11 protein-coding genes are annotated in these 14,850 nt (G+C 70.3%); 2 read left to right on the top strand and 9 right to left on the bottom strand.

Going from position 1 to position 14,850, the window contains the following annotated elements:
- Nucleotides 1-57: 57 nt before the first annotated feature.
- The 6 genes from rho to argS all read right to left on the bottom strand — a co-directional run bounded on the left by rho (nt 58) and on the right by argS (nt 8,825).
- The gene (gene rho, locus MUY14_RS45220; protein WP_247019109.1) at nt 58-2,064 is read right to left on the bottom strand and encodes a transcription termination factor Rho; all 2,007 of its coding nucleotides are present in this window, start codon (nt 2,062-2,064) and stop codon (nt 58-60) included.
- A gap of 401 nt (nt 2,065-2,465) precedes the next feature.
- Complete coding sequence (gene thrB, locus MUY14_RS45215) at nt 2,466-3,353, bottom strand: homoserine kinase (RefSeq protein WP_247019107.1); 888 nt, start codon at nt 3,351-3,353, stop codon at nt 2,466-2,468.
- The gene (gene thrC / locus MUY14_RS45210; RefSeq protein ID WP_247019105.1) at nt 3,350-4,411 is read right to left on the bottom strand and encodes a threonine synthase; all 1,062 of its coding nucleotides are present in this window, start codon (nt 4,409-4,411) and stop codon (nt 3,350-3,352) included. The genes thrB and thrC overlap by 4 nt, the downstream gene beginning before the upstream one ends.
- Nucleotides 4,408-5,721, bottom strand: coding sequence for a homoserine dehydrogenase (locus MUY14_RS45205; protein WP_247019104.1), 1,314 nt, complete (start codon nt 5,719-5,721; stop codon nt 4,408-4,410). Before MUY14_RS45205 ends, thrC begins: the two co-directional genes overlap by 4 nt.
- Nucleotides 5,722-5,726: 5 nt before the next feature.
- Nucleotides 5,727-7,157 (bottom strand): diaminopimelate decarboxylase, encoded by a 1,431-nt coding sequence (lysA, locus tag MUY14_RS45200; RefSeq protein WP_247019103.1) that lies wholly within the window; start codon nt 7,155-7,157, stop codon nt 5,727-5,729.
- 3 nt (nt 7,158-7,160) lie between these two features.
- The gene (gene argS / locus MUY14_RS45195; RefSeq protein ID WP_247019101.1) at nt 7,161-8,825 is read right to left on the bottom strand and encodes an arginine--tRNA ligase; all 1,665 of its coding nucleotides are present in this window, start codon (nt 8,823-8,825) and stop codon (nt 7,161-7,163) included.
- Between the two features lie 196 nt (nt 8,826-9,021).
- Between argS and MUY14_RS45190 the strand changes: the two genes are divergently transcribed.
- Entirely contained in the window at nt 9,022-9,831 is an 810-nt protein-coding gene (locus MUY14_RS45190; RefSeq protein WP_247019100.1) for a DUF3105 domain-containing protein, read from the top strand.
- Nucleotides 9,828-10,526 carry a DUF305 domain-containing protein gene (locus MUY14_RS45185; RefSeq protein ID WP_247019099.1) on the top strand — a complete coding sequence of 233 codons (699 nt, stop codon included), beginning with the start codon at nt 9,828-9,830 and terminating at the stop codon, nt 10,524-10,526. The genes MUY14_RS45190 and MUY14_RS45185 overlap by 4 nt, the downstream gene beginning before the upstream one ends.
- 1 nt (nt 10,527) lies before the next feature.
- Here the strand turns inward: MUY14_RS45185 and MUY14_RS45180 are convergent, their stop codons facing one another.
- The 3 genes from MUY14_RS45180 to fxsT form a co-directional block, all read right to left on the bottom strand.
- Nucleotides 10,528-11,727, bottom strand: coding sequence for an MFS transporter (locus tag MUY14_RS45180; RefSeq protein WP_247019098.1), 1,200 nt, complete (start codon nt 11,725-11,727; stop codon nt 10,528-10,530).
- Nucleotides 11,728-12,088: 361 nt separating this feature from the next.
- A complete protein-coding gene (locus tag MUY14_RS45175; RefSeq protein ID WP_247019096.1) occupies nt 12,089-12,352 on the bottom strand; it encodes a tetratricopeptide repeat protein in 264 nt (87 codons plus the stop codon).
- Entirely contained in the window at nt 12,288-14,789 is a 2,502-nt protein-coding gene (fxsT, locus tag MUY14_RS45170; RefSeq protein WP_247025536.1) for an FxSxx-COOH system tetratricopeptide repeat protein, read from the bottom strand. Before fxsT ends, MUY14_RS45175 begins: the two co-directional genes overlap by 65 nt.
- Between the last annotated feature and the right edge of the window lie 61 nt (nt 14,790-14,850).

Below are 14,850 nucleotides of genomic sequence, written 5' to 3'. Positions count from 1 at the left end.
GAACGCACCGGAGGCCTCCCCGCGCGGTGACGGGGAGGCCTCCGGTGAGCACGAGACTCAGTCGTCCTCGCTGCCGCCGAGGGCGGTCTTCGAGACCTGCATGAGGAACTCGACGTTCGTCTTCGTCTTGCGCAGGCGCGAGATCAGCAGGTCGATGGCCTGCTGCGAGTCGAGCGCGTGCAGCACCCGGCTCAGCTTCACCGTGACCGCGAGCTCGTCCGGCGAGAGCAGCAGCTCGTCCTTGCGGGTACCCGACGGGTTGACGTCGACGGCCGGGAACACGCGGCGCTCGGCGATCTTGCGGTCGAGCTTGAGCTCCGCGTTGCCGGTGCCCTTGAACTCTTCGAAGATGACCGTGTCCATCGTCGACCCGGTCTCCACCATCGCCGTGGCGAAGATGGTCAGCGAGCCGCCGTTCTCGATGTTGCGCGCCGCACCCAGGAACCGCTTCGGCGGGTACAGCGCGGTCGAGTCGACACCACCGGACAGGATCCGGCCGGACGCCGGAGCCGCCAGGTTGTACGCGCGGCCCAGCCGCGTGATCGAGTCGAGCAGCACGACGACGTCGTGGCCCATCTCGACCAGGCGCTTGGCCCGCTCGATCGACAGCTCCGCGACCGAGGTGTGGTCCGCCGGCGGCCGGTCGAAGGTCGAGGCGATGACCTCGCCCTTCACCGAGCGCTGCATGTCGGTGACCTCTTCCGGACGCTCGTCGACCAGGACGACCATCAGGTGGCACTCGGGGTTGTTCGTGGAGATCGCGTTGGCGATGTCCTGCATGATCGTGGTCTTACCGGCCTTCGGCGGCGACACGATCAGGGCGCGCTGCCCCTTGCCGACCGGCATGATCAGGTCGATCACGCGGGTCGTGAGCTTGTGCGACTCGGTCTCGAGGCGCAGCCGCTCGTTCGGGTACAGCGGGGTCAGCTTGGTGAAGTCGGGACGCCGCTTGGCCTCGTCCGGCTCCAGGCCGTTGATCGAGTCGACGCGCACCAGCGGGTTGAACTTCTGCCGCTGCTGCTCGCCCTCGCGCGGCTGCCGCACGCTGCCGGTGATGGCGTCACCGCGGCGCAGGCCGTACTTGCGCACCAGCGAGAGCGACACGTACACGTCGTTCGGGCCGGCGAGGTAGCCGGAGGTCCGCACGAACGCGTAGTTGTCGAGCACGTCCAGGATGCCCGCGACGGGCAGCAGGACGTCGTCCTCGCGGATCTCGGTGTCCGGCGAACCGGCCTCCCGCTGGCCACCGCCGCTGCCCCGGCGACGACGGTCGCGGAAGCGACGGCCGCGACGGCCGCCTTCCTCGTCGTCGTCCTGCTGCTGGGCGCGGTTGTCACGGTTGTCGCGGCTGTCCTGGCCACCGCCGCGGTTGCCGCCGTCCTGCTGGTTGCGCTGGCGGTTGCCGTCCTGGCGGTTGTCGCCGCGGTTGCCACCGCCCTGGCGCTGCTGGTCGCGGTTGCCACCGCCTTGCTGGCGCTCCCCGCCCTGCTGGCGGTCGCCCTGCTGACGGTCACCGCCCTGCTGGCGGTCGCCCTGCTGACGGTCGCCGCCCTGGCCCTGCTGCTGACCGTCCGGGGCTCCGGCGGCGCGGTTGGAGCCGCGGCGACGCCGGCTGCGGCCGCCCTCCTCGGGCTGGCCGTCCTGGCCCTGCGGACCGTCCTGCTTGTCCTGCTGCGGACGCTCGGCCTGCGGCTGCGCGTCCGAGGACGGCACGGTGGGCGCGGACGGCGCTTCGGCCTTCGGCTCCGGCTTGGCTTCGACCGGGGCGGCGGGCGCCTCGGCCTTCGGCGCCGCGGCCTTCGGGGCGTCGCCGACGCCCTCCAGCGGCAGCGTCTCGGCCGTGCCGCGCGGCTTGCGCGACTTGCCCTGGCGCTCGCGGATCGCGGCGATCAAGTCGCCCTTGCGCATGCCCGTCGTCTCGCCGACGCCGAGCTCCCCAGCCAGCGAACGCAGTTCGGCCACGGTCTTACCGGTCAGCCCGCCGACCGTCCGCTTGGGAGCGGGGGCGGTGCCGTTCGTCTCGGCCGTGCCGCTCACGTCGCTCAAAAGATCGGTGTTGCTCACACATGTCCTTCCTGACCGATCCACGCCTCCAGGTGGATCAGCGGACTGCCGCTCGCTTCTGATCGCGAACCGGCGTAACTGCCCCCCGATACGGGAGATGAGCTCTTCGGCCGTGCGGAACACAGCTGGAGCGCCTCCACCACAGGGGTTTGCGTCCTCCATTCGGAGGACACGGAATTCGGCACCGCCGAAACCGGAAACCCGCCTGCGTTCTTCCGCGTTACCCCGCTTGCCAGGCGGTGCGGATTCGGCGGATCAACGAAGGATGCGATCCCTGAGGACCGGCATCGGGTGCGGAAACGCACGGTGATCGAACGCCCCCGAGGGTAGACCGCGCGGGTGCCGGGTGCAACAACCACCCCCCGCGTGGCGGCCCCCACCGCAGGCACGTGACCCAGCCTTCACTGCGCCGCAACCTGCACGCCCGTGAGATCCACGTGCAGCTCGAAGACGTCGAAACCCCCAACGCCGACCTCAGCCGGGAATATTCCCGCGGTGGTCAGCGCGAGCACCGTCGGACCGGCGCCGGAGACCGCGGCGGCCACTCCCCGTGCACGCAGCGTCGCCACCAGCTCCGTGCTCGCCGGGTACGCGGGCGCCCGGTAGCTCTGGTGCAGCCGGTCGTCCGTGGCCGCCAGCAGGAGCTCCGGTTTGGCCGTCAGCGCGTGCACGGCGAGCGCGGCGCGGCCGGCGTTGTGCGCGGCGTCCGCGTGCGGCACGACGGCGGGCAGCAGGCCGCGGGTGGTGGCGGTGGCCGAACGCACCGACGGCACCGCCACGACCGGCCGGATCGACGGGTGCGGCGTGAGCGTTTCGGCGTGGAACACACCGCCTTCGCACCAGGCCAGCACCAGCCCGCCGAACAGGCTCGCCGCCGCGTTGTCGGCGTGGCCTTCGAAGCCCGCGGCCAGCTGCAGCGCCTCGAACGCGTCGAGCTCGCGGCCCGCCAGCGCGTATCCGGCGGCCACGCCGGACACCACCGCGGCCGCGGACGAGCCGAGGCCGCGCGCGTGCGGGATCGCGTTGAAGCAGCGCAGGTGCAGGCCGGGAACCTCGATGCCGAGGTGCGCGCAGGTCCGCTCGATCGCGCGGAACACGAGGTGGGTTTCGTCGGTCGGGACGTCCGCGACGCCGCCCGCGCCGGCGTCGACGACCTCGACCTTCAGCCCGGAGCCGGAGACCTGCACCTCGACGACGTCGTGCAGGCCCAGCGCCATGCCGAAGGCGTCGAAGCCCGGCCCGAGGTTCGCCGTGGACGCCGGGACGGTGACCTTGAACCCGGTGCTCACCGCAGGTCCAGCGCCGCCGCGACGGCCGAGGGGTCCACCGCCAGCGGCTCGACCTCGACGTTGCCCGCCAGCGCCGTCTGCGGGTCCTTCAGGCCGTGCCCGGTGACGGTGCACACGACGCGGGAGCCCTTCGGGAGCCTGCCGTCCGCGGCGGTGGCGAGCAGGCCCGCCACGCTGGTCGCCGACGCCGGCTCGACGAACACGCCCTCGCGCCCGGCCAGCAGCCGGTACGCGTCGAGGATCTTCTCGTCGGTGACGGCTTCGAAGAGCCCGTCGGACGCTTCCTTCGCCTTCACCGCGGCGGTCCACGACGCCGGGCTGCCGATCCGGATCGCGGTCGCGACCGTCTCCGGGTCCGCCACCGGTTCGCCGTGCACCAGCGGCGCCGCGCCGGCCGCCTGGAAGCCGAACATCCGCGGGGTGTTCTTCACCACACCGTCGGCCGCGTACTCCGAATACCCCGCCCAGTAGGCGGTGATGTTGCCCGCGTTGCCGACCGGCAGGCAGTGGATGTCCGGCGCCGTGCCGAGCACGTCGCAGATCTCGAACGCGGCGGTCTTCTGGCCGGCGATGCGCACCGGGTTGACCGAGTTGACCAGCGTGACCGGGTAGTCGGCCGCGGTCTTGCGGGCCAGCTCGAGGCAGTCGTCGAAGTTGCCGTCGACCTGCAGGATCCGGGCGCCGTGCAGCACGGCCTGGGCGAGCTTGCCCATCGCGATCTTGCCCTGGGGCACCAGCACCGCGCAGGTGAGGCCGGCACGGGCGGCGTAGGCGGCGGCCGAGGCGGACGTGTTGCCGGTCGACGCGCAGATCACCGCCTTGAGGCCGCTGGCGAGCGCGTGCGTGATGGCCACGGTCATCCCGCGGTCCTTGAACGAGCCGGTCGGGTTCGCGCCCTCGACCTTGAGGTGCACCTCGCAGCCGGTCAGCTCGGACAGGTGGTGCGCGGGCAGCAGCGGCGTGTTGCCCTCCCCGAGCGTGACGACCCGCGCCCCGTCCGGGACCGGGACGCGGTCCCGGTATGCCTCGATGAGTCCCGGCCAGGGCTGCCTGATCACTGGTCTTCGCCTTCCACCCGCATCACGCTGACAACTTCGTGCACGACGTCGAGCCCCGCGATCTCGTCCACAGTGGACTGGAGGGCGGCGTCGGGCGCCTGGTGCGTCACCACGACCAGGCTCGCGCGGTCGCCGACGTCGCTCTGCCGCACCGCCGCGATGCTGACGCCGTGGTCGGCGAACGCCTGCGCCACCTGCGCGAGCACCCCGGCGCGGTCGGCGACGGAAAGGCTTACGTGGTACCGGGTCGGCGTCTGGCCCATCGGCCGCACCGGCAGCGCCGCGTGCGCGGATTCCCGCGGGCCGCGGCCGCCGGCCACCCGGTTGCGGGCCACCGCGACGAGGTCGCCGAGCACCGCGCTCGCGGTCGGCGCGCCGCCCGCGCCCTGGCCGTAGAACATCAGCTCGCCGGCCGCGTCCGCCTCGACGTAGACGGCGTTGAACGCGCCGCCGACGCCCGCCAGCTGGTGGCTGCGCGGGATCATCACCGGGTGCACGCGGGCCGAGACGGACTCGACGCCGTCGTCGTCGGTCACGCGCTCGCAGATGGCGAGCAGCTTCACCGTGCGGCCGAGCCCCCGGGCCGCCGCGAGGTCGGACGCGGTGACGTCGGCGATGCCTTCGCGGTGCACGTCCGAAGCCGTCACGCGGGTGTGGAACGCCAGCGACGCCAGGATCGCGGCCTTCGACGCGGCGTCGTAGCCGTCGACGTCCGCGGTCGGGTCGGCCTCGGCGTACCCCAGCCGGCTGGCTTCGTCGAGCGTCTCGGCGTAGCCGGCGCCGGTGGAGTCCATCGCGGAGAGGATGAAGTTCGTGGTGCCGTTGACGATGCCCATCACGCGCGTTATGCGGTCGCCGGCCAGCGATTCGCGCAGCGGGCGCAGCAGCGGGATGGCGCCGGCCACCGCGGCCTCGAAGTAGAGGTCGGCGCCCGCCGCGTCGGCGGCCTCGAACAGGTCGGCCGAGTGCTCGGCGAGCAGCGCCTTGTTGGCGGTGACCACGGACTTCCCGGCCTTGAGCGCGGCCAGCAGCCAGCCGCGCACCGGCTCGATCCCGCCGACCAGCTCGACCACGACGTCGACGTCGTCGGACGTGACGAGCTTCTCGGCGTCCGCGGTCAGCAGCTCCGGCGGCAGTTCGGGGTGCTTGTCCGGGCGGCGCACGGCGATGCCGGCCAGTTCGACCGGCGCGCCCGCCCGCGCGGCCAGCTCGCCGGCCTGCTCGGTGAGCAGCCGGGCGACCTCGCCGCCGACCGTCCCGCAGCCGAGCAGGGCGACGCGGATGGCCGGGCGTTCCTCAGGGGCAGCCACTGTGTTCAGACCTCCAGGCGGAGCATGTCGTCGGTCGTCTCCCGCCGCAGCAGCAGCCGGGCGCTGCCGTTGCGCACGGCGACCACGGCCGGGCGCGGCTGCCGGTTGTAGCTGCTCGCCATCGAGTAGCAGTAGGCGCCGGTCGCCGCGACGGCCAGCAGGTCGCCGGGAGCCAGGGTGTCGGGCAGCCAGCAGTCTCGTACGACGATGTCGCCGGATTCACAGTGTTTTCCCACGACCCGGGACAGCACGGCGGGTACCGGCTGCTCGTTGTCGCCCGCGGACCGGGAAACCAGCCGGACGTCGTACACCGCGTCGTAGAGCGCGGTCCGGATGTTGTCGCTCATCCCGCCGTCGACGCTGACGTACCGGCGGACCGCGTCGTCACCCAGCGAGACGTCCTTGATGGTGCCGACCTCGTACAGCGTGATCGTGCCCGGACCGGCGATCGCGCGGCCCGGCTCGCCGGCGATGCGCGGTACCGGCAGGCCCGCGTACGCGCACTCCTTGCGGACGATCTCGCGGATCTGCGTGATCATCTGCGCGGGCGGCGGCGGGTTGTCCTTCTCGGTGTAGGCGATGCCGAAGCCACCGCCGAGGTCGACCAGGCTCAGCTGGTCGAGCAGCTCCGGGCCGTGCTCCTTGGCCAGGTCGGCGAGCAGCCCGACGACGCGGCGGGCGGCCACCTCGAAGCCGTCGGCGTCGAAGATCTGCGAACCGATGTGGCTGTGCAGGCCGACGAGCTTGAGCGAAGGCGCGTTGAGCACCCGGCGGACCGCTTCGGCGGCGTCGCCACCCGCCAGCGAGAAGCCGAACTTCTGGTCCTCGTGCGCGGTCGCGATGAACTCGTGGGTGTGCGCCTCGACGCCGACGGTCACCCGGATCAGCACCGGCTGCACGACGTCGTGGCCGGCGGCGATGTCGGCCAGCCGCGCGATCTCGTAGTAGGAGTCGAGCACCACCGTGCCGACGCCCGCGACGACCGCGGCTTCCAGCTCCGCGGGCGACTTGTTGTTGCCGTGGAAGGTGATCCGCTCGGCCGGGAAGTTCGCGCGCTGCGCCACGGCGAGCTCGCCGCCGCTGCAGACGTCGAGGCTCAGCCCCTGCTCGGCCACCCAGCGGGCGATCTCGATGGAGAGGAACGCCTTGGACGCGTAGTGCACGAGCGAGGGGTCGTCGAACGCCTCGGCGTAGTCCGCGCACCGGGACTTGAAGTCGGCTTCGTCGACCACGAACAGCGGCGTGCCGTGCTGTTCGGCCAGCTCGCGGACGTCGACGCCGGCGATCCGGACGACGCCGTCGTGGGCGCGGAAGGTGTTGCGCGGCCACACTTTCGCGGGCAGCTTGTCGAGTTCCTCGACCCCGGACGGCTGCAGCCCGGAGGTGTCGGCGTGGGGGTAGACGTCGGCGTGCCTGGGGCCCGCGGGGTGCGCCATTTCTTACATCCGTTCCGGAGCGGAGACACCGAGGAGGGCGAGGCCGTTCGCCAGCACCTGGCGGGCGGCCTCGCACAGCGCGAGCCGGGCGTACGTGAGAGGGGTCGCCTCTTCGTCGCCCATGGGCAGCACGCGGCCCACGGTGTAGAACTTGTGGTAGGCGCCCGCGAGTTCTTCGAGGTAGCGCGCGATCCGGTGCGGCTCCCGCATGTCGGCGGCGCGGCGCACGGTTTCCGGGAATTCGCCGATGGTGCGGATCAGGTCGCCCTCGGCGGGCAGCGTCAACACTCCGAAGTCGACGTCCGATGAGGACCCAGCGGACTTGATGCCCAAATCGGCGGCGTTGCGCTGCAGGGACGCCAGCCGCGCGTGCGCGTACTGGACGTAGTAGACGGGGTTGTCGTTGGAGTGCTTGCGAAGCAGGTCCAAGTCGACGTCCAAGGTGGAGTCCACCGAGTAGCGGATCAGCTCGTAGCGGGCCGGGTCGACGCCGACGGCCTCGACGAGGTCCTCCATGGTGATCACGGTGCCCGCGCGCTTGGACATCCGGACCGGCTTGCCGTCGCTGACCAGGTTGACCATCTGGCCGATCAGCACCTCGACCGTGGCCGGGTCGTCGCCGAACGCGGCCGCCGCGGCCTTGAGCCGGGCGATGTAGCCGTGGTGGTCGGCGCCGAGCATGTAGATGCACAGGTCGAAGCCGCGGTTGCGCTTGTCCTTGAAGTAGGCCAGGTCACCGGCGATGTAGGCCGGGTTGCCGTCCTGCTTGATGACGACGCGGTCCTTGTCGTCGCCGTACTCCGACGACTTGAGCCACCAGGCGCCTTCGTCGAAGTACAGGTTCCCGGAGTCCTTCAGCTGCTGGACGGCGGCGTCGACCGCGCCGGACTCGTGCAGCGAGTTCTCGTGGAAGTAGACGTCGAAGTCGGTGCCGAACTCGTGCAGGCTCTGCTTGATCTCGGTGAACATCAGCTCGATGCCGATCCGGCGGAACGTCTCGTGGCGCTGCTCTTCGGGCAGCGACAGCGCGCTCGGCTCGGCCTTGATAACCTCGGCGGCGATGTCGTTGATGTAGCCGCCCGCGTAGCCGTCCTCCGGCGCGGGCTCGCCCTTCGCGGCGGCGATCAGGGACCGGACGAACCGGTCGATCTGCGCGCCGGCGTCGTTGAAGTAGTACTCGCGGGTGACCTCACCGCCCTGCGCGCCGAGCACGCGGCCCAGCGCGTCGCCGACTGCGGCCCAGCGGGTGCCGCCGAGGTGGATCGGGCCGGTCGGGTTCGCCGAGACGAACTCGAGGTTGATCTTCGTGCCGGCCAGCGCGTCGCCGCGGCCGAACGCGGCGCCGGCGTCGAGCACCTGGCGCACGATGTCGCCCTGCGCGGCCGCGGCGAGCCGGAAGTTGAGGAAGCCGGGTCCCGCGACCTCGGCCGAGGCGACGCCGTCGTCCGCCGAGACCGCTTCGGCGAGCGCCTCGGCGAACTCGCGCGGCTTCAGCCCGGCCTTCTTGGCCACCTGGAGGGCGATGTTCGTCGCGTAGTCGCCGTGATCGGGGTTGCGCGGGCGTTCGATGGTCACCTGCTCCGGCAGAACGGCGTCGTCGATGCCGCGTGCGGTCAGTACCTGCACGGCGGAGCTGCGGACCAGGTCGGCGAGAGCGGCGGGAGTCACCTGCCGAATTCTAGGTGTGCCCTGGTCGGGCGCTTTCATCGGTCTCGGGGATGTCACGATGGGCATCCACGTGAGGCGTTAACGGTGATCAGACGCGTGGTCTCTACACTGGCCCGGGCGGGAATCCGTCCGCAGCCACCAGAGGGAGAACGCGGGAGCCATGGCGAACGGGACAACTCGGAAAAAGGGGTCGGCGGTGAAGGCGGCCCGCGGTTCCGTGGTGAGCAAGAAGGGCACGCCCTGGGGCACGATCATCGCCGTCGTGGCCATCGTCGCACTGGCCGCCGCCGTGATCACCTACTACATGGTGGCGTCCGCGCCGAAACGCGAGCAGTCCGACCGCGAGGCCGCTGCCGCTTCGTTCGCGCCGACGGCGTCCGACCCGGACCCCTCCAAGCGCATCCCCGGCGTGGTGACCGCGACCTACACCGGCAGCGTGCACGTGCTCCCCACCGAGCGCGTCGCCTACGACAAGACCCCGCCGTTCGGCGGCCCGCACGACGGGTACTGGGCCACCTGCACCGGCACCGTGTACCCGAACGCCGTCCGCACCGAGAACATGGTGCACGGCCTCGAGCACGGCGCCGTCTGGATCGCCTACAACCCGCAGCAGATCACCGGTGACGCGCTGAACCTGCTCAGGGTCCGCGTCGAGGGCAAGCCGTACACGATGATGTCGCCGTACCCGGGCCTGGACAAGCCGATCTCGCTGCAGTCCTGGGGCCACCAGCTGAAGGTGGACAAGGCCGACGACGCGCGCATCGACGAGTTCATCGCGGCGCTGCGGAGCAACCCGAACGGCGTCTACCCCGAGGTCGGCGCGTCCTGCGACGCGCTCGGAGCGGGTCAGTTCGACCCGGACAACCCGCCGCCGTTCGACCCGTCGAAGCCGGGCCCGGACGCGAAGCCGATGGACTACAAGGGCACGCCGAACGCCCAGGCCGACCAGAACGGCGGCATGAGCCAGCAGCCGTCCGCACCCGCGCCGGGCACGCCGACCAAGTGAGTTCCGAAGAAGCCGAGGCCACGGAGCAGCCCACGTGGTCGCGCTGGGTGATCATCGGCGGAACGCTCCTCGCGGTCCTGCTGATCGGCGCGACCGCGGGGATGTTCCTGACCCGCGCCATCGACGACGCCCCGGCTGCCACCCCGGCAGCCGGGTCCGTCGAGGTCGGCTTCGCGCAGGACATGTCGACGCACCACCTGCAGGCCGTCACGATGGCCGGCTGGGCGCGTGACCACTCGACCGACCCGGAGATCCGCCAGCTGGCGTTCGACATCGAGCGCACGCAGCTGGAGCAGGTCGGCCGCATGAAGGGCTGGCTCATGCTGTGGGACCAGCCCGAGCAGCCCATCGGCGCCCCGATGAAGTGGATGACGGAGCCGATGCAGGGCCACGACGGGATGACGATGGGGACGTCGTCGCTCAACCCCGGCGCCGGCCCGCTGATGCCGGGCATGGCGACCGAGGCCGAGCTGGCGAAGCTGCGTTCGCTGTCGGGCAAGCAGCTGGACGTGTACTTCCTCCAGCTGATGCTCCGCCACCACCAGGGCGGCACGTCGATGGCCCAGTACGCGGCGGCCCATTCGAACCTGACGGCGTTGCAGGCGCTCATCCGGAGCATCCTGACGTCGCAGGGCGCGGAGATGGACCAGATGAAGCTGATGCTGTCGAACCGGGGCGCCCAGCCGCTCCCCTGAGTCAGCCCCGCCGGGCGACCAGGGTGAGCGGAGTGAGCGCGAGCACCGCGGCGACACCGGCCACGAGCGCGTACCCGCCGAGCCCGAACAGACCGCCGGCGATGATGCCGCCGAGCCCGGAAGCGCTCCACACCAGCGCGTCGATGACGCCCTGCAGCTGAGTGCGTTCGGCGTCCTCGAGGCTCCGGCTCAGCAGGGCGCTCGACCCGACGAACACCAGGTTCCACCCGTAGCCGAGCAGGAACAACGCCAGCGGCAACCCGGCGGTGTGCGACGTCGGCGCGGCGATCACGGTCACCGCGGCGAGCACCAGCACCCCGACCCCCGCGGTGATCGTGGCCCGCCCGCCGATCCGGTCGGCGATCTTCCCGGACAGCGGGGCGAGGGCGAACATGCCGATCATGTGCGCGCTGAGCACGTAACCGACGACCTCGAGCCCGTGCCCCTGCCGGTGCAGCTGCAACGGCGTCATCGTCATGACGGTCACCATGGTCACGTGCGCGGCGGTCATCGAGACGAGCGGAACCAGCACGACCCGCCGTTTCAGCGCGGCGGCCACCCGAGCGAACGTCAACGGCGGCCGCTGCGGCCCCTGAGCGGGGAACGCGGCTTTCGGCATGGTGGCGCTGGCCAGGAGCGCGATGGTGCACAGCAGCGCGGCGAACCCGATCGCCCCGGAGGTGCTGGGCAACCCGAAGAACCCGGCGGTGGTGGCAGCCGGTTCGAGCAGGGCGGGCCCGGCAATGGCCCCGATGGTCCCGGCCCAGACGATGAGCGAAAGAGCAAACCCCTTCCGGTTGTCGGGGTAGAGCTCGGCGGCGGTGTACCGCACCAGCCCGGCGGCCCCGTTCCCGATCCCGAGCAGCGCGAGCCCGGGCAGCAGGAGCAGCAGATTGCCGAACACCCCACCGAGGAAAGCGACGAGCCCCCCGAAAGCGGCGACGCCGTAAACGAGTTTCAAGGAGGTCCGAGCGCCCTTTTTCCCGATGAGCACCCCGAGGTAAAGCGCCCCGAACGCAGTCCCGGCGACCACTGCCGCGTTGGGAATCCCGCTCCACCCGTCCCCGTGGGAGTCGGAGGCGATGAGGGTACTGACCGTTGTGGCCCCGGTGACGGCGGTGTTCAACGCCGCGGCGCCGGTGAACAGCACCCCCATGGCCCGCGTGCGTGTCGTCGTGGTCTTCGTCACGATTTCCGTCATGGACCGACGGTAGTACCGCCATTAGGCCGAGCTATTCCTCATTGTTGCGCAATTACGCCTGGGTCTTGCTTTCCGGCGATCACGTGATCAAGCAGACTGCGGATTCCGTCACGAGGGCGGTTCTCGGCCACGAGGTGCGCACTGCGCGGGGTGTTCTCGCGCTCCTGCGGTCGACGCCGGGAAGGTGCGCACACCCGTCGCCAGCTGGCGAGCTTCGTCTGGCGGCTGTGACGCCCGCCTCCCAAAATTTGACCACTTTCAGCGGCGTATGACGGTTCTGAGCTGGGCAGATGCAGGCTTCACGACCGCCTGCCGGAGACATGTGGGAACGCATTAGGAACGCCCGGAGTTATGCGACCGCCTAGGAGGGCTCGGGATCATCGCTATCTGAGGCACGTTGGCGGCGGGTGTGGGTGTCTTCGTCCAGCTCCGGGTCCGGCCTATACCTGAGGCCAGCGGCGAGGTTGCTGGCGGCGATGACGGTGTCAGGGTGGTCCTCACCCAAGACCCGTTTAAAGCGGGCGAGTGTGTCCTCGTCCAACTCACGAGCCCGCTGATACTCACCCAACTGCCTGAGGCTGATGGCGAGGTTGCCCGCGGAGATGAGGGTGCTGGGATGATCCACGCCCAGAACACGTTGGCGGCGGGCGAGTGTCCTCGTCCAACTCACAAGCCCGCTGATACTCACCCAGTTTCCTGAGGTCGGCGGCAAGGTTGCCGGCGGCGGTGAGAGTGTGCGGGTGATCCTCACCCAGAACACGTTTGAAGCGGGCGAGCGTGTCCTCGTCCAACTCACAAGCCCGCTGATACTCACCCAGCTCCCTGAGGCTGATGGCGAGGTTGCCCGCGGAGATGAGGGTGCTGGGATGATCCACGCCCAGAACACGTTGGCTTCGCGCGAGCGTGTCCTCGTCCAACTCACAAGCCCGCTGATACTCACCCAGCTCCCTGAGGTCGGCGGCAAGGTTGCAGGCGGAGATAAGAGTGCTGGGATGATCCACGCCCAGAACACGTTGGCTTCGGGCGAGCGTGTCCTCATTCAACTCACGAGCCCGCTGATACTCACCCAGCTGGCTGAGGTCGAGGGCGAGGTTGCCCGCAGAGGTCAGGGTGCTGGGATGATCCACGCCCAGAACACGTTGGCTTCGGGCGAGCGTGTCCTCGTCCAACTCACGAGCCCGCTGATACTCACCCAGCTCCCTGAGGTCGAGGGCGAGGTTGCCCGCGGAGGTGAAGGTGTTGGGGTGGTCCTCGCCGAGGAGATCCCTGCTAAGTACGTAACCCCGCTGAAACAGTGGCACTGCCGCACGGGGGTCCCCACGGGTCTGGAGATAGGACGCGGTGCGGTCGAGCAGGTAGGCGACATCGCTTGTCACCCGTCGCCATGCGCGCTGGGGGGCACACACGAACAGCAAATGCGGTAGAAGCTCTCGCCAGCGCGGCCAGCTCGGCGGGTTTGCCCAGGGATTGTCGGGCAGACCCGCAAGTAACAGGCGGACTGCGGTGACCGGCCAGGTCGAGTCTCGATCGTCCTCGGTGACGACATCGTCGCGGGTGCTTGCCCGCAGGAGTGCGGCGGGGAGCCGGTGGAGCTGGATGGTCGTGGTGGTGACCTCGGCCATGCCGCGGCTGCGCAGGACGGTAGTGACGTCGGCGAAGGCCAGCGGATCCCGCGCGGTGGCCCCGGCGTCGCCGCGCTGGTGGGTGAGCAGGGTGAGGGGTACCGGTTCGGGGGCTAGCCACGCCACCATGGTCAGGGTGTTCAGCGCGGCGGGGTTGTCGCGGGCGAGCTGGTCGAACGACACCGTCCACGCCGCGGTCAACGAGACGGGGTAGCTGCTGCCTTTCTCATGGCGGGCCATCAGTTCGTGGATGCGCTCGTCGAGCAGCTCGCAGTAGCCCTCGGCGGTCAGACCAGTTGTCGCCAGCAGGCGTGCCGCCTGGTTCACGGCCAGAGGAAGGTCACCCAGGGCGTCGGCGATGCGGTCGGCGTCGGCCTCGGAGAGCCGGTCACAGCGAGCTCGCAACAGCTCGACCGACTCGGGACGGGCAAATTCCCGCACCGACAGCGAAGCACCGATGTCGTCCCAGTCGGGGTTGCGGGAAGTGATGATCACGTGCCCGCCCCCGGCAGGCAGCAACGGTCGCAGGGCGGCGGGGTCTTCAGCGTTATCGAACACCACCAGCCACCGACTGCGGGACTGTAATGCCCCGCGCAGCCGGGCCACTGCAACCGCGGGTGAGTCCTGCCCGGTCGACAGGTCCAGGGCCTGGGCCAGGTCAGCGAGGTGCCCAATGACGAGATCCGAGTCTTCCGACGGCACCCACCAGGCCACGTCATAGTCCTCGGCGTGGCGGTGGGCGTATTCGATCGCGGTGGTCGTCTTGCCGACCCCGCCCATCCCGTTCATCGCCTGCACCACCGCAGGCTGCCCCGCGCACAACGCCGTGCGCAGCCCAATGAGCAGCTCGTCGCGGCCGGTGAAGATGACAGTTCGGGCCGGGATGTTCGAGATCCGGCCCGCAGGCATCGATGGCTGCTGCGGGCGGTCGAGCTCATTGAGTGCTTGCAGCAGTTTTGTTTCCAGCTGCCCCGGTGAGGACACCTTGGTGACGGTGAGGCCACTGTCGTGAAGCCGTTTCCGGAACGCCTCCTGCCGGGCCCCGTACTGCAGATCCCGGAACAACTCTTGAGGTCCCTCTGTATCGTCGGCCAGCACGAACACCAGCCGGGATAAGCCGGTGTCAGTGGCGATCTGGAATTCCTGCTCGCAGTAAGAGACTTCCGGACGGTCCCAGACCGGCGTGCCGTAGCGGAAGCCGGCGATCAACACGTAGATGTCGGCGTCGGCGAGCTTTGTCTTGTCAAGCTGTTCGGGTGTCGCGTCCCGGGCAGTGAAGGTGGACATGTCAATCACCGCGTCACCGGCCGCGGTCACAGCCTCCTTCGCGGCTGCGACGAACGATCGCGGCTTCGGCAGTTCACCCAGTTCGCTGGTGTGGCTGAGAAACACCCGCCGCGCAGGTGGTCGCGCGTGCTGCTCGGCAGACTCCCCCACCACCAACGCCCGCACCCCTCTCGCGCAGCCAATACCCTGGAACAGTCTCCGCGGTCGACGAGGG

Source organism: Amycolatopsis sp. FBCC-B4732, assembly GCF_023008405.1.
GTDB classification, from domain to species: Bacteria; Actinomycetota; Actinomycetes; order Mycobacteriales; family Pseudonocardiaceae; genus Amycolatopsis; species Amycolatopsis pretoriensis_A.
Note: the sequence above shows the minus strand (reverse complement) of the source record. Positions and strands in the feature narration are given on the sequence as shown.